Below are 14,680 nucleotides of genomic sequence, written 5' to 3' on the forward strand. Positions count from 1 at the left end.
AACTAAGGGAGGTATTTATTTGTTACAACATCTCGGGCAAACCATTCGAACATTGCGAAAGCACAAAGGAATTACACTAAGTGAGCTTGCAGCAACATTACATGTTTCACCGGGCTATCTCAGTAATTTAGAAACAATGAAAACTGATACTGTTTCACTTGCATTTTTAGAACAAATACAAGAAGAACTGAATCTGTTCCCTACTCTCACCCAGGAAACAGATTCCCAAAACCATGAACTTGATTTTCGTTTGCGACGATTATGCCAAGTATTACAAAAAACTTATGACAAAAATCCAGTCTTAACAGATTACTTTTTGTCTCATATCGAGAAAGGTTTAGAACTTTATCAGCAATCTCAATAATTTTCCTACTCTCATTATGAACAACTTGTCTGCTTATTATTCATTATTATGAATTAATTTTATAAATATGAATAAATTTGCAAAAAAAGGAGAACCTTTATAAAAAGAGGTTCTCTTTTTTCTAATTAAGGAGCTGAATATACATGAAAAAAGAACTGATACAAGTAGTTGAAAGCTATATAGATTGGATACACATCCAATTTGAAGATGGCAGCAATTTTATTGGGGATGATTACATTGACTCTATTGAAGACATGTTTCAAGAAGCTGGTATTTCATACAATCAAGATGATCTAAAACAAACTATGCAAGAAATTGTTCATGCCCTGAGTAAGGAGTATGGAGCTAATAATGTTTTTTACGGAGCTCCAGAACATACAATCCTTAATGGTAATCGATATGTGACAATCTATAATCAATTAATTGTACTAAACAATCATTAAATATAATGACTTCTTTATTTTCGTAACTTCATATGGCGTGATTGTTAGAATACAATTTTCTTCTTTTCTAGGAGGCACCAAGCAAATGAAACTTATCACATTAAATAACGGAATAAAAACAAAACAATATCCAGACGTTAAATCCCTTATCGATTTCTTTGAAGCAGCCAAAAACTATGGATTTCTATTCTACACTGCAGATTTAAAAAAGTTACCTCTAGATGAATATTTTCATATTTATCATCATTCAAGTAAAGGCAGTGGTGGATATCAGCAAGCTTTTCCGATCCCCAGCACGTTATACCATTCTTTAAAAATCGACCATTATTCACTTAAATGGTTAAATATCTTTTATCAATTATATTATCAAGACGCTCCTCCTCCACCTTGGAAATGGAAACATTGGGATACTTATATAGGTGAAAATTACGTATGGATTTATAAAACAGAATAACCTTTTCTACTACGTTATCCTTTTCAACAAAATAAAAAACTCCTGATTAACTAGGAGTTTTTTTGTCTTGCTGCTTCATAAAGTACATTTTTAATGCTTCTAGAAACGCTTCTTCAATTTTTATCGTACCATATATTTCATTACCTAGTTTAAGTGGAGAGGTTTTTGCAGTCATCGTTCATCACCTCATGACCACTATATGCAAGATACCCTTATGGACTACCCTATTTTGTTTTAGTAGCAAAGAATTCCTCATCAGATTTATCTTTTAGAATATTAAATGATAAATCAAGTTCAAGATAAACAAACTGTTTTTACATAATCTCCAGTTTTAACCCATTCATAACATTGAGTACGAGGCATCGCATTCCAGCAATGTCCTAAGAATAAAGCAAGATGAGATGGTCCAGCATAAAACAAATCAATTTCGTCTACATCAATTTGTGCACATACTTTCTTTATTTCTTCTTTTATTGCGTTTACAACTACATTTACTTGTTCAGCCGAAACGATTGGAAATGATGATGCTACCTCTAATACCGAATTTTCTTCCTCATCAATTCCGCTTAAAAACGTTCTAACCTCATCTGTCATATTTTCTTTCATTATTGCAATTATCACAGCAAGCTTTTTCCCTTTTCCTACCCGGAAGTTAGTTTGAATTGGATACCCTGGTGTGGTTGATGTAGGGTATTGATTTGTACTCCAGAAATCTCCTCTATACTCCATTTCAATATTAAATCCCGAAACAGCAGAAAAGGTTTGACCTATTGCCATCGCGCTTGAATTCCTTCTACTTCCTTGCAATCTGATTTTACGATTAGTCCTATTATCGATAATCCACTGTTTTGTTTGCTCTAATTCAGTAAGCAATTGGCTAGTCCACTCTTCAGATGAAGGAAAGCTTCTTTCCTTTCCTCCGAAAAACGGTTCCCACATAAACAACAATTGTTTTCCACTTGTTTCCTCATTATTTATTTTCGTCTCAAGAATCGTTGGTTTTGAAAAAAATTCATCATCTTCAATAGAACGTATAATTGTTTCTTTAATTTCTTTTCTTGAAACTGGCTTATTTTTTCTTGATACCAGCAACTCTGTTAAATAACTATGGACATTATTTATTTTCTTCTTAGGTAGTTCATCAAAATCTGGAAGGTTTTCTGACAAATTCCCAAAAAACATCCCTTCCGACTGTGCATTCAATGATCCCCATGTATCTTCAATCATAACCTTATTAAACAAAAACTCTGCTGTTTCCTCATCTTTTTCAAGTTTCAAAACAATTTGTTTATAAGCTTCATATGAATTCTGTAGAATCCCTGATGATTGTTCAAAAAAAGAATATGGATCTCTCAGTCTTCGTAATCCGTTAATTAAGGGTTTAATTGTATCTGATACCCCTGTACAAGATAAAGTGAACCAGCGATATGTACCTGGACTCCCCTTATCCATTGTTTTAAATCGTTCGATCTCTTCCCAAAATTTTGCTGGCGTCATATTATGATTCTTAGCCTCAATCGCTTCAATAATCATACCTTTGCCTGGAACAAAAAACTTCACTTCAATATCCCCAATCGATTCCCAAATAAGGGATGTAAACCCTTCGAAAGAAAGCCAATAAGGAATTTTATTGAGGATTAAATTTCTTTGGAAATCAAATCCTCCCCCTGCAATGTCTCCCCCAGTCGATTCCGATTCCAATAAAGATGGCTTGTGTTCATTCATGTATAATCCCCTCCCTTTACCATCTCACCTTTCAATACAGGGTTACCAGGTACGTAAAGCGTAACATTGCCATGTACAGATTGAGATTCTATTTTTACAATTAACAAAACAGCAAAATTTGCACCTACAGCTTCATCATTTACTATTCCCCACATCGTTTGAATATCTTGAGAACTAGGCATAAGCGAAAAAGAAGGATGTGAGTGCCACTCACCTAGATAATTATATTTTCTATATTGGAACTTATTTTTACTAAAAAAGTAATTTAGACTTTTTCTCATTACACCTGATATTTGTCTTACGAAACGAATCCATGTACCATCATATAATTGGACCGTCACATCACAAATTCTAAATGTATTTTCTCCGATATGCTCTCCCATTAAAATGCCACCAATTTCATTTCTGCCTGCCTTTTTAAGCTCAACTTCCAATCTTTGTTCAATTCTTTTAGGCATAATAACTTTAATCATTTCTCTTCTCCAATAACGGCGCTATAAAATCAATTACTTCTTTTATAACATCTTGATTTTCCTCCGGTATTATTTCCTCAATTAAATGATTCGTCTCAATCGGAAATATTTCAAAAGGTTGTTCAAATATCCAGCTTTTCTTCAAACCTATTAAATACATAGAAAAAGGATAATCCGACTTTTCATCTTTAAGTGCATCAGTTATATACCTTGCTAAATGATTCGCAATAATGCCTACATCAGCATCTGAAGCAATCCATACTTCACCTAATTCAGTTTGTAATCCATACGCCTCTTCGCCTAATTGAGATATTGTAGGCATTTCTGAAGTAGCTTCCAAAAGTGCCTTTCTCATAATTTGAGGACTTGGATCTAACTTGGGACGACTTCTTGCAATAAGCCCCCCGATCCCACCAGAAAATAATTCTCCCCAAATCATTGGTTTCTCATAATTTTTACATATCGCAGATAACAAATTAAAAATCTTACTATCCGCCGTAGCATCAACAATAACGTCACAAGAGCCTAATTCAGTAATATTCGCATTTAATGATGTAATTGCTTCTTGCCCAGTTAAGTTGATCCTAGATACTTCAACTTCTACAGAGCTTGAAATAAGTTCAAGCTGCTCTTTAATAGCATCAACCTTATGATTCCCGACATTTCTCCAATCCAAGGTATGCCTCTGAATATTCCCTCTCAAAAATATATCTTCATCAACAAGGAAAAATTTCTCTACCCCTGATCTTGCAAGAGCATTCACTATTTTGCTTCCTAAAGAGCCTACTCCAACCATACCTACCTTTTTATCTTTTAGTGAAAACAATTCCGGTTGGCGCCGATCCACGTTTTCTTTGTCCATTACTATTGGTATCTTATGTATCTTTTCTTTATTTTTAATACATAATAGCGAAAATATCGCTCCTACCTCATCAACCAATATAAATAAACTATTGGTTAAATCTTCAAATTCAATACATTCCTCTTTATATCCGTTTTTCAATAATAAATATTTTAATGCTTCACTTGAAGATAGAGATTTAATTTCAGCTGATGCATTCTTTACATAATAAATGCTTCCTTTTCCTAATAGCTTACCTTTCAATTCATTCGGTAAATAATCGTTTTCCCAAATTATTTTTGATTTATCATAAATCTGTCCAATATGCACAATGGTAGCTCTATTTTCAAAAATGTAGTGAAAATTCATTTGCTTATATTCAGTAGGGTTCGAATTTGACACTATTTCCAACAGAACCTGATTTACATATAATCTAATCGTTTCTGTTCTTAGTTCTTGTCCAACGGAGAGTACGTGTCTTGAAAGAACAACAGAACTCTCTTCCCCACCTTGCTTTCCTTTTGGATTCTCCGTATATATTAATCGGTAGGCGCTTTCCAAGATTCTTGCACCTGTAACATTTTCGTGCCAATTGTCAGGTCCCCATTCTAAACAAAGAGTTCCATTTACATACTGATGCTCCGTCCACCATTTCTCTTTCTCTATGGATTTAACACCTGGTGCTGAGAAAGGGAAAAGAGGTGGATACCCCATTTCTAGTTCATAAATATGACCATGAGCTTCTATTTTTACTTGTACGGCTAGTTCATTACCTGAAATACACCATTCCATCCCTAGCAGCCAGTCTTTAGTTAATTGTAATTGTTCTATTTCTTTCCGTTCATGTAATAAACGATTCGCATTTTCTAAGAACCAAATCCCCATTAGGCAAATCCTCCGGGTTTCTTTGGTTCAATAGGACGATCTGGAAACGTCAACGGTGGTGGGATTAGTGCACTTTTCACAAATGGACTTGAACTTTTTTTGCTCTTTGGGAAGCGCGGACCGAAAATTGAACGCCACAATTTCACAGCCTCATCTTCATTTGTTTCTTCTAATGCTTTTCTCGCCATCTCGGCATGGAGTTTGACTTTATCGTAAAAACCTTTAAATGCATCAAATGTAATTCCATCTGTGACAGAGTTTCCTGGAACACCTGGATCACCAATCGTAGGGACAATTCCTAACCTAACATAGATCTCATATTTATTCACAATTTCTTCCATAGTTTTCACGAATAGCTCAGCGTATTTAGTCTCAGATTTATCCATGCATTCCGCTACAATACACTCAATTACAAAACCTTTTGGTTTCTTTGCTATTGTTGGATTAACACGACGCCACCACTTCATTATTTTTACAAGTGGTTTAAACATACCTTTGCTTTCTTGGTTCACCCCTATTGTCCATATCGTATGCTTAGGGGGATTCGTTTCAAGCCACTTTTCTTGTTTTCTATCAGGAATATAAAGTTTTCCATCCATACCATCAGGTGCAATTATAGGTACAACATCCATATCCGCCTTTCCTGTATTTATTCCAACTGAACGATTTTGTTTCCTGATATTAGGATATTGTTTTTTTAAAACATCATACAGTAAATTTATAACATCTTTAGGGTCATCTGCTTGTGTGTAATTAGTTACTACAATGATATCAACATCGGGGCGTGTAATTTTTCCATCCACAATTCTTGGACGAATTGCTGTATCCCGTTTATATGATCCTGATAAAAAATCTGAATCACGGTATGGTTTAAAAGTAGCATCCTTTTCCAAAAAACTTCTTAAATCAGTATGCGCCTTACTCGCATCACCCTTAGTTGTTGTACTTGGCTCTATATCTCCTAAAAATGCTAAAAATTGCTTTTGTGTCGCCATGACTTCCCCTCCTAATAATACCAATGGTTTCTTAATTCTTAACACATAGAAGTAAACATTTATTTATCAAAAGATGAAATATTTCTAATATACACTGGACACAAACAAAATAATTGTGAACGTAACACTCCATCATTAGTCATTAGAATTTCCTAATTCAATTACCACTTTCTTTTATAAGTGTAATCAAAATTATTGCTTCAAACGGATAACTACCTGTAATATTTATCCTCTTACTACGATAAAAGAAACGGCTTTAAAAGGCATAAGAACTGGCTCTTATGCCTTTTAAAATCTTACTCATATTTTAATACCCCTTCAACTGTCAACTCGATTTTTTTTGTATTATCAAATAAATCTTCAAATATTTGCCTGTATTCTAAATTAACTTTTTTACCGCTACTGTCCCACACATTCATTCGTTCTCTAGGACTGTATTTCCTAAAATAAGAATTACACTCTTCCTTTGTCATTCCAGCTTTTTTCAGAAAAAGAAAACTTGCCAGTGGCGTACAAGCATTTACCTTCCCATCAGTTACATTCACTAAAAGTTTTCTCGCTCTTCTATCATTAGAAACATACAGATTGATTGTTGATAGAGATATGTAGTCTAAAACCCTTGTTAAAACAATGGTTTTAACTTCCCCAACATCCATATCTTCCCTTAAAGACTTTTCGCAAAAATCCATATCCTTAATTAAGGAATCAATATCACTATAAGTTTTACTATATAATGATGAATAAATTTGAGGTAACGGATGATCCTCATGTAAAAAGTCCAAAGTTTCGCTTAAAAGATTTAAATAAACATGACATACTGTTTTCTCTTTTCCAGGCAACCAATCTGATAAAAAACCTAGTAAATCTGCATCAGTTATTACTTCAATTTTTTTATCCTGTATCAAAGAGGTAACATGAGTGACTACATCAGGTGGTTTTGTTATTTCCCTATAAACATACTCATGAATGTATGTTTCTTTAAATAAAGGCAACATAACACTTAAGTGCGAACCCCCACCCGCTATTAATCTACCCATTTTTATACAAGCATCTGCATCCAAAACAGCAACGTAATCCTGACTCATTCTCGCTTCTCCCCAATTATTATTTTTTTTCTTCCTCCCCATGCATAAGAATTTCATCAAGATTTATATCCCCCGACAAAATAGAAAAATCCCTTTTCAATTTATTGCGAGATAAATTGAAATCTTCTAAATTCATTGTAGCATATTTAATAAGATCCCCATATTCTTTCTCTTCCGTTCGTTTTTGCCACTCGAGAGCATATCTTGTTTGATGCATTAATAAAAGCACACCATCATCAGGGCTTTTATCTGGAATAGCTAATAGCGTCTCAGCTTGCTCTAAATTAATAAAATTGACTTCATATAAACGCAGTACCATAGCTTTATATGGTACTGCGAATGAATCCACTAATTTCAATATTTCTAGAACCCCAATTTCTCCCTTATTAATCTTCAACAATCTCATTTCTTCAAATAAATGTTGCTTAGGTACTAAAAAACACGCTGCATAAGAATTAGCTTTCATTTCATTTTCATTTCCATTGAAAGAACTATCTACATCATTTAAAATTTCTGATTTTTGTTCCAAATCATATTTAAGGTGATACAATTCATGTGCAGCAGCAAAAATTTGCTCACCTAGTGGCATATAAGAATTGATATAAATAAAATTTTTACTATTCTTAAACAATGTAAATGCATATAATTTTTCATCTTGGATAGGAAATACGATTACTTGTAAACCTTCGACCCTTCTTAAAATCCTAAAAATATTTTGTTGCACCTTTTGATTATAATGTAATTCAATCAAATCAGATGTCGCTTTTCGTTCTATTTCATAAAAAACTTCTTTATCTTTATGGAATAGAATGTTTTTTATTTGTATCTTAGCCAATTATTTCCCCCCCATATATCTTTCTATTTATCATACATTCCGCTCACATTCTTTAGCAGGGCTTATTCCTTCAAAAGAAACAATTCTATTTCGAACTTTATTTTTGTCTTCATATAAATCTTGGTAATCAGTGATTAATTCAATTATACGAAAAGCTTTTGTAAGTCCTTCTTTACCTACTTGAGAAGTAACTTTCCCCATAAATACAGGGACTACATCTTCCTCTACACTTTCCACAATATATTCTTCCTTTTCAATTGGTTCTAATAATTGTTCCACTGGAACTTTTAGAATATCCGCAATTTGACGTATTTCAAGTATATTTGTATTCTTATCACCTTTTAGAATTTTACCCATTACTTGTTTGGAAATTTGCAATTCATCAGCTAATTTTTGTTGTGACCACTGTAAATTATTTAATTCCTGAAGGATTCTTTGTCCTACCATTTGATAAAAGTTTAACATTTATCAACACCTCCTAATTACTATTATTACGCTAAACAACAAAAAAGTCAACGTTTCGTTAACTGATAAAACCATAAAACAAACAAAGTCAACGTTTCGTTAACGAACCTGATGAATTATAACTTTGGTTTTATAACATATTAAAACTATATTTTGAAGGTATATAAGTATATTCTACACCTCACTTTTTCAATTCATTCAAAGTACATGTCCAACTATTTTTTGCAAACAGTACATATGACATTTGAGATGTGGTTGCGAACTGTCTTTTCACTTATAAAAAGTTCACCTGCAATTTCCTTCGTTGTTTTATCTTGAACCAGCAATTCAAATACTTCTCTCTCTCTCTTTGTGAGTAAAGGTTTAGATTGATACGCTTTTTCCTTCAACTGGTATAACCCTCCTTGCTTAAGCCAGAGCTGTGTATGTGTAAGTTGGGTGTTTATTTAGTCAAGATATTGTATGAACGAAATGTGCAGGTGGTGAATGAAAATGGGCTTTATTTCCTATGTTATTTTAGACTTTTATACAGTGCGTACACTCTTTTTATCCACTTACTTTCCAACGCGCCATATTTGTTCTAGCAATATACTTACAACCGTACCTACAAATAAGCCATTACCGAATATATATTGCATAACAGACGGCAAGGATTGGAGTGCTCCAGACGGTAAAAACATAACGCCGCTGCCAAATAATACTGCAACGCCTAAAATCGTTACATTCCTTTCACTCATCGGCACTTGTTTTATATTATTAAATCCAATTCCAATTAACTGTACGAACGAAGCCATTAAAACAGCCGATGCGACAGCTGATGGTAAAGATGCTAAGTAACGAATAATACTTGGAAAAAGAGACATTACGACTAGTAACGCACATGCCATTAAGAACGATCGGATATATTTTTGTTTTGTTAAACGTATAAATCCTGCCGTTGCTGGTAACGGAACGACACCTACAGTTGAAAATACAGAAGAGATGATATGCGAAATCCCCCCAACCCATGTTCCATCTTTCAACTGTTTTTGTTCAATAGTCGCTTTATGAATAGTTGCTTGATTAATTGCTATAATAGCTGCCACCGTATTCGAAACTAAAATACATACCATAACAAAACTTGATACAGCCATACCTGTATTCCATTTTGGAAGCCCCCAAGCAAATATATGTGGAAGTTGCACAAAATGAGTTACTTGAGATGGGATTGTCACTTTTCCTGCAATGAGAAAAATAATCCACCCACTAATTAATCCTATTAAAACTGCATAACTTTTGACAAAGCCTTTTCCAAAACTAGATAGTATAATAACGAACAGAAATATACTAAACGCGATCATTGCTGTAAATCCGTCGATTTGAGAAATAGTAGCTGTAATTCCTAACATTCCTTTTAAAAACACACCACTTAATTGTAAACATAATAAAAGTAAAAACGTCCCTGTCACAAGCGGCGTAAATAAAAATAAAATACGTCCTATAAAACCAGTTACTCCTAATCCTATTAAAATAATACCGGAGATTATCATTCCTAATTCTAAAATTTGCAGTGTACTATGTAATTGATCTTGTCCGGCCGTTGCATAAGCAAGTACGGTAAATACACCAACCCAAGATCCAGCCGGCCCATCCGCAATTGGTAGTCTATGCCCAAGCCATCCTTGTAAAAAAGAAGATATACCAACTACAAAAAACGTACGCTGCATTAAATAAAATATTTCTTCCGTCGTAAGATGAAATAATCCGCCAACGACAATTGGTAGTGCGATTGAATTTGCTAATAAAAATATAAACCATTGTAAAGTTCCCATAATATGATTTTGGTTATGTTGATTGTCCAATTTTTTCATCCCTTCTAGCTTTCCTATAAAAATATATTGTAAGAATAAAAAAGAAGAGTTCTATACTCACCATTAGAACCCTCCTCAAAATATTTAAACGATTCTTCTACACAAGATTATTTAATTCCACCTCATTTAAACTTCCAACAACAATATTTCCTTTATACACGACTAAACGTTTTTCTGTTTGACGCGCTACTGCTTCAGCAGCGCATGTCGCATTCGTCAAAACAAAGCTCGCTTCATCCCCTACATTCGGCCATACTCGCTTCCCTTCCTTATTTAACGTTTCTTTTCCTCCTGTAATAAAGCGGAGTGCTTTTCCTAAAGACCTTTCGTCACTCCACCCAAAACGCTCTGCTAATCGATTCGCCTTTTGAAGCATATCACCTGTTCCAAACGGTGACCAATGATCTGTAATGCTATCATTGCCTAATGAAACCTTAACACCTTTTTTATCTAATAACGGAATTGGGATTACTTGTTTACCAATTGGCACTGTTGAAGTAATATCAATATTTACATTTGCGAGTCTTTCTGCCACTTCTTCAGCCTCTTTATCAGTAACACCACCAAGTCCAAGTGCATGACTAATCGTTACACGGCCTTGCCATCCTGCTTCTTCTGTTAAACTTGCCAATCTCTTCATCGTAAACGTTCCAAGATTATTCGCATCGTGCAAATGAATATCAACATCCGCATTAAATTCGACTGCGATATCCATAATTGTATGTAATGACTTTTCAATGTCATTATCCACTGTAGCTGGATCTACTCCTCCGACTAGATTGGCACCCATACGCATCGCATCTTTCACGAGTTGCACAGAATTACTGCGCAATAATCCATGTTGCGGAAACGCAACAATTCTACTAGATACTCGATTTTTATATGTTTCTAATGCCGCTAACGTCGCCTCCAAATTACCAAGCCCAATAATTGGATCAACATTACAATGCGTTCTAATATTCGTTGCACCATTTTGCAGTAGTAACTCTAGCATATTTTCCGCTCTATTTTGAGCAGTCGCTAATTGCTTTGGTAAAATTTTTTCTTCTTCATTAAAACGTGTAAAAATACTTTCTGCTGGCATACAAGCTTTCCATGGGCCACTATAATATGTTTTATCAATGTGAATGTGCATCTCTTTGAAAGCTGGCAACATTAATAAGTTCTTAGCATCAAAAGTTACTATATCTTCCTCTTGAACAATCCCTTTTATAATTTTTTTAATTCGACCATCTTCAATAAGTAAACTGCATAATTCTGTTTCTGTTTGTGAAATTCTCTCTTCTTCATATGTATACCCTGATTCAAGCATTACGTTAGTCAACCAATATACTGTCATCTCTATTTCCCCACCCTTTATTAAAAATCACCTCATAACTACAAGTTTAATATCCACTGAAAATTAAGACAATTAATACGATCGCTTCTCACAAAAAAAATGTAATACAACCCCATAGTCTTCTCATAAATTTCCATATAGAATAAAAGTATGCAGTTTGATATAAAAAGGAGTTGATTGGAATATGTCAAAAAAGTTATGTAAATCCGAAACTGATAAAATGCTATTTGGTATATGTGGTGGTTTAGGAGAATATTTTGATATTAGCTCTACTCTTATTCGTATCATTTGGGTTATTGCTGTTTTATGTTTTGGGACAGGATTTTTAGTTTATTTCATTTGTTTATTACTTATGCCACGTTCGTACTAATGGCATCATTTCACATACTTAAGAAGAGCAAATCACCTATAGAATCCTATAGGTGATTTTTTCATGAAGAATATTTCATCGTTAAATGTAATACCGCCACTTCTTCTTCTTCATTTTTATAAATATGCTTCTTATTCGCTTCAAATTGAATGGAATCAAACTCATTTAATTCGTATACATCATTCTCCACTTGAATAGACACTTTCCCTTTCATTACCGTTACAAGCTCAATCGCACCTTCATGATGAGCTTCTGGCTCATATATACTATTTGATCGTAAACAAGCACGGTGCATTTCCATCCCTGTTTCTTTCGTATAACGGAACATCGTTTCTAAATGCCACGCTTGTCCTTCATCTACTGCAAATCCTTCTCCACAGCGCGCAACAGCTACAGGTTCTCCAGCAACCATTAATCTGGATAAAGGAATTGATAACCCTTTCGTTATTTTCCAAATGACAGCTAGTGTCGGATTTGTTTCCCCTCTTTCTATCTTTCCTAATGTTAATTTACTAACTCCTGTTTTATGGGCTAATTCTTCTAAACTTAATTTCTGTTCATTTCGAATTTGTCTCAATAACTGTCCAACTTGTTGAATGACTTCTTTCGTTTGCATATCTTCATTTTCTTTCATATATAAAACCACCTCAAAATATAAAATAGTTTACTTTTAACAATTAAAAGTATATCATACTATACATAATTATTTATTTTCGAAAGGAGTGCTATACTTCATGCGCGCAATTTTATTAGGTCTTTTATCATCGGCCTTTTTTTCTGCAACCTTTATTATTAATAGAGCAATGAATGTATCTGGAACGAGCTGGGCTTGGACAGCTTCCTTCCGTTTTTTATTTGCTCTTCCTATTTTATTCCTTATCGTTTTATTTCGCAAAAACTTTAGGGGATTATGGGAAGAGTTAAAAAAACATCCATTGGCATGGATCGGATGGGGTTCTGTTGCCGGTATTGGTTTTTATTCTTTATTAAGTTTCTCAGCTGTCTTTTCTCCAGCTTGGCTCGTTGCTGGAACTTGGCAAGTTACGATTTTAGCTGGTTTACTACTATCACCACTATTTTTCGTAAAAATAGAAACAAAATCAGGTACGAAACTTGTACGCGGAAAAATTCCACTTCGTAGCTTATATGTTGCATTATTTATTTTACTTGGTGTAATTTGTATGCAAGCAACTGCCGCAGGCCATATTACAATGACTCAGTTCATTTCAGGTTTTTTACCTGTCGTATTAGCCGCTTTCTTATATCCGTTCGGTAACCGAAAAATGATGGAGCTTGTTGGTGGACGCCTTGATACGTTCCAACGTGTATTAGGAATGGCAATTGGAAGTCTTCCTATAACAATCTTGCTTGGTATATACGGATTTTCTACTACTGGCATTCCAACATCCAACCAAATGCTTCAAGGATTTTTGTTAGCATTATGTTCCGGCGTTATTGCAACGATGACATTTTTCTTTGCTACTGACTTAGCAAAAGATAACCTCGCTCTACTTGGAGCTGTTGAAGCAACACAAGCTGGAACGATGGTCTTTACCGTACTTGGAGAAATCATTTTCTTAAATGGTTCACTCCCTGGAGGACTTTCTCTCATCGGAATGATTATTATCATGTTAGGAATGGTTGCAAATAGTATTTTAAACCGTTCTGTTCCAGTCGTTAAACAGAAAAAATCGGCATAAAAAAAGGGTATGGTTCTATAGAGATGAACCATACTCTTTTTTATTGTCCCCCTATTTCGCCTTATCAGAATAGTATTTCATTGGCTGTTTATACTAAAACTTATGTTATAATACGTTTCATGCGCATTAATAGGAGGTAAATTATGTTAAAAAAAGCAATCGCTGAATTTATTGGTACATTTGTACTTGTATTATTCGGAACTGGAGTAGCTGTCACTGGCGGCGGAATTGAAGGAATTGGAACATTAGGAATCGCTATGGCTTTCGGCTTATCTATTGTAGCTATGGCATATAGCATCGGAACAATTTCTGGATGTCACATTAACCCAGCAGTATCAGTAGCTATGTTCATCAACAAACGAATGAACGCTATGGAACTTTGTTATTATGTATTAGCTCAAATTTTAGGTGGTTTATTAGGAACTGCAACGTTAGTAACAATTTTAAAATCTGCTAAAACACCTTTAGATAATTTAGGACAAAATGGTTTCGGAACTCTTGGTTTATCTGGAGCATTTTTAGTTGAGTTCATTTTAACTTTCGTATTTATTTTAGTTATCGTTGCTGTAACAGGTAAAAAAGGAAGTTCTTCTTTAGCTGGACTAGTAATTGGTTTCACATTAGTTTTAATTCACTTATTAGGAATTCCGTTAACTGGAACATCTGTTAACCCAGCTCGTAGTATCGCACCAGCTTTATTTGTTGGTGGAGAAGCACTTTCTCAACTATGGGTATTCATCGTAGCACCAATTCTTGGTGGTATCTTCGCAGCTATCGTAGGTAAATTCATTTTAAATACTGAAAAATAGAATTTTCAATATTTCTGAATAAAAAAATGCGAGCCCTCATTATGAGG

The 14,680-nt window shown here is 34.2% G+C and carries 18 protein-coding genes; 6 read left to right on the forward strand and 12 right to left on the reverse strand.

Annotation, left to right across the window (positions count from 1 at the left end):
• Positions 1-19: 19 nt before the first annotated feature.
• The 3 genes from ACX9TM_RS22750 (at position 20) to ACX9TM_RS22760 (ending at position 1,261) form a co-directional block, all read left to right on the forward strand.
• The gene (locus ACX9TM_RS22750; RefSeq protein ID WP_089603439.1) at positions 20-364 is read left to right on the forward strand and encodes a helix-turn-helix domain-containing protein; all 345 of its coding nucleotides are present in this window, start codon (positions 20-22) and stop codon (positions 362-364) included.
• A gap of 143 nt (positions 365-507) precedes the next feature.
• The gene (locus ACX9TM_RS22755) at positions 508-807 is read left to right on the forward strand and encodes a hypothetical protein (protein ID WP_089603440.1); all 300 of its coding nucleotides are present in this window, start codon (positions 508-510) and stop codon (positions 805-807) included.
• An 85-nt stretch (positions 808-892) separates the two neighbouring features.
• A complete protein-coding gene (locus ACX9TM_RS22760; RefSeq protein WP_089603441.1) occupies positions 893-1,261 on the forward strand; it encodes a hypothetical protein in 369 nt (122 codons plus the stop codon).
• Positions 1,262-1,307: 46 nt separating this feature from the next.
• On the opposite strand, the gene ACX9TM_RS22765 is transcribed toward ACX9TM_RS22760, so the two are convergent.
• The 11 genes from ACX9TM_RS22765 to ACX9TM_RS22815 all read right to left on the reverse strand — a co-directional run bounded on the left by ACX9TM_RS22765 (position 1,308) and on the right by ACX9TM_RS22815 (position 11,754).
• Complete coding sequence (locus ACX9TM_RS22765) at positions 1,308-1,436, reverse strand: hypothetical protein (protein WP_256943794.1); 129 nt, start codon at positions 1,434-1,436, stop codon at positions 1,308-1,310.
• A 119-nt stretch (positions 1,437-1,555) separates the two neighbouring features.
• Positions 1,556-2,986, reverse strand: a complete 1,431-nt coding sequence (gene cap4, locus ACX9TM_RS22770) for a CD-NTase-associated endodeoxyribonuclease Cap4 (RefSeq protein WP_089603442.1) — start codon at positions 2,984-2,986, stop codon at positions 1,556-1,558.
• Complete coding sequence (locus tag ACX9TM_RS22775; protein WP_089603443.1) at positions 2,983-3,459, reverse strand: Mov34/MPN/PAD-1 family protein; 477 nt, start codon at positions 3,457-3,459, stop codon at positions 2,983-2,985. Before ACX9TM_RS22775 ends, cap4 begins: the two co-directional genes overlap by 4 nt.
• Positions 3,452-5,185, reverse strand: coding sequence for a ThiF family adenylyltransferase (locus tag ACX9TM_RS22780; RefSeq protein WP_089603444.1), 1,734 nt, complete (start codon positions 5,183-5,185; stop codon positions 3,452-3,454). The genes ACX9TM_RS22775 and ACX9TM_RS22780 overlap by 8 nt, the downstream gene beginning before the upstream one ends.
• Complete coding sequence (locus tag ACX9TM_RS22785; protein WP_089603445.1) at positions 5,185-6,180, reverse strand: SMODS domain-containing nucleotidyltransferase; 996 nt, start codon at positions 6,178-6,180, stop codon at positions 5,185-5,187. Before ACX9TM_RS22785 ends, ACX9TM_RS22780 begins: the two co-directional genes overlap by 1 nt.
• 296 nt (positions 6,181-6,476) lie before the next feature.
• Positions 6,477-7,325 (reverse strand): hypothetical protein, encoded by an 849-nt coding sequence (locus tag ACX9TM_RS22790; protein WP_142294328.1) that lies wholly within the window; start codon positions 7,323-7,325, stop codon positions 6,477-6,479.
• Positions 7,285-8,100, reverse strand: coding sequence for an ImmA/IrrE family metallo-endopeptidase (locus ACX9TM_RS22795; protein WP_089603447.1), 816 nt, complete (start codon positions 8,098-8,100; stop codon positions 7,285-7,287). The genes ACX9TM_RS22790 and ACX9TM_RS22795 overlap by 41 nt, the downstream gene beginning before the upstream one ends.
• A gap of 30 nt (positions 8,101-8,130) precedes the next feature.
• Positions 8,131-8,565 (reverse strand): helix-turn-helix domain-containing protein, encoded by a 435-nt coding sequence (locus ACX9TM_RS22800; protein WP_089603448.1) that lies wholly within the window; start codon positions 8,563-8,565, stop codon positions 8,131-8,133.
• Between the two features lie 215 nt (positions 8,566-8,780).
• The gene (locus ACX9TM_RS22805; RefSeq protein ID WP_089603449.1) at positions 8,781-8,954 is read right to left on the reverse strand and encodes a helix-turn-helix domain-containing protein; all 174 of its coding nucleotides are present in this window, start codon (positions 8,952-8,954) and stop codon (positions 8,781-8,783) included.
• A 165-nt stretch (positions 8,955-9,119) separates the two neighbouring features.
• Entirely contained in the window at positions 9,120-10,415 is a 1,296-nt protein-coding gene (locus ACX9TM_RS22810) for a purine/pyrimidine permease (RefSeq protein ID WP_072770217.1), read from the reverse strand.
• Between the two features lie 97 nt (positions 10,416-10,512).
• Positions 10,513-11,754, reverse strand: coding sequence for an amidohydrolase family protein (locus ACX9TM_RS22815; RefSeq protein WP_000219567.1), 1,242 nt, complete (start codon positions 11,752-11,754; stop codon positions 10,513-10,515).
• A gap of 184 nt (positions 11,755-11,938) precedes the next feature.
• Between ACX9TM_RS22815 and ACX9TM_RS22820 the strand changes: the two genes are divergently transcribed.
• A complete protein-coding gene (locus ACX9TM_RS22820) occupies positions 11,939-12,124 on the forward strand; it encodes a PspC domain-containing protein (protein ID WP_000038411.1) in 186 nt (61 codons plus the stop codon).
• A gap of 61 nt (positions 12,125-12,185) precedes the next feature.
• On the opposite strand, the gene ACX9TM_RS22825 is transcribed toward ACX9TM_RS22820, so the two are convergent.
• Positions 12,186-12,758: a helix-turn-helix domain-containing protein gene (locus ACX9TM_RS22825; RefSeq protein WP_000661920.1), complete on the reverse strand. Its 573-nt coding sequence runs from the start codon at positions 12,756-12,758 to the stop codon at positions 12,186-12,188.
• A gap of 100 nt (positions 12,759-12,858) precedes the next feature.
• Between ACX9TM_RS22825 and ACX9TM_RS22830 the strand changes: the two genes are divergently transcribed.
• On the forward strand, positions 12,859-13,824 hold the full coding sequence (locus ACX9TM_RS22830) for a DMT family transporter (RefSeq protein WP_001201636.1): 966 nt from the start codon (positions 12,859-12,861) through the stop codon (positions 13,822-13,824).
• A gap of 143 nt (positions 13,825-13,967) precedes the next feature.
• Entirely contained in the window at positions 13,968-14,633 is a 666-nt protein-coding gene (locus tag ACX9TM_RS22835) for an aquaporin (protein WP_000913213.1), read from the forward strand.
• Positions 14,634-14,680: the final 47 nt, after the last annotated feature.

This window comes from Bacillus sp. LH1, assembly GCF_057924895.1.

Excerpts from the sequence above, each read along its gene's own strand:
- ACX9TM_RS22815 (WP_000219567.1), bottom strand. The coding sequence starts at position 11,754 with ATGACAGTATATTGGTTGACTAACGTAATGCTTGAATCAGGGTATACA.
- ACX9TM_RS22800 (WP_089603448.1), bottom strand. The coding sequence starts at position 8,565 with ATGTTAAACTTTTATCAAATGGTAGGACAAAGAATCCTTCAGGAATTA.
- cap4 (WP_089603442.1), bottom strand. The coding sequence starts at position 2,986 with ATGAATGAACACAAGCCATCTTTATTGGAATCGGAATCGACTGGGGGA.
- ACX9TM_RS22830 (WP_001201636.1), top strand. The coding sequence starts at position 12,859 with ATGCGCGCAATTTTATTAGGTCTTTTATCATCGGCCTTTTTTTCTGCA.
- ACX9TM_RS22760 (WP_089603441.1), top strand. The coding sequence starts at position 893 with ATGAAACTTATCACATTAAATAACGGAATAAAAACAAAACAATATCCA.
- ACX9TM_RS22820 (WP_000038411.1), top strand. The coding sequence starts at position 11,939 with ATGTCAAAAAAGTTATGTAAATCCGAAACTGATAAAATGCTATTTGGT.
- ACX9TM_RS22785 (WP_089603445.1), bottom strand. The coding sequence starts at position 6,180 with ATGGCGACACAAAAGCAATTTTTAGCATTTTTAGGAGATATAGAGCCA.
- ACX9TM_RS22825 (WP_000661920.1), bottom strand. The coding sequence starts at position 12,758 with ATGAAAGAAAATGAAGATATGCAAACGAAAGAAGTCATTCAACAAGTT.
- ACX9TM_RS22835 (WP_000913213.1), top strand. The coding sequence starts at position 13,968 with ATGTTAAAAAAAGCAATCGCTGAATTTATTGGTACATTTGTACTTGTA.
- ACX9TM_RS22810 (WP_072770217.1), bottom strand. The coding sequence starts at position 10,415 with ATGAAAAAATTGGACAATCAACATAACCAAAATCATATTATGGGAACT.
- ACX9TM_RS22780 (WP_089603444.1), bottom strand. The coding sequence starts at position 5,185 with ATGGGGATTTGGTTCTTAGAAAATGCGAATCGTTTATTACATGAACGG.
- ACX9TM_RS22775 (WP_089603443.1), bottom strand. The coding sequence starts at position 3,459 with ATGATTAAAGTTATTATGCCTAAAAGAATTGAACAAAGATTGGAAGTT.
- ACX9TM_RS22755 (WP_089603440.1), top strand. The coding sequence starts at position 508 with ATGAAAAAAGAACTGATACAAGTAGTTGAAAGCTATATAGATTGGATA.
- ACX9TM_RS22765 (WP_256943794.1), bottom strand. The coding sequence starts at position 1,436 with ATGACTGCAAAAACCTCTCCACTTAAACTAGGTAATGAAATATATGGT.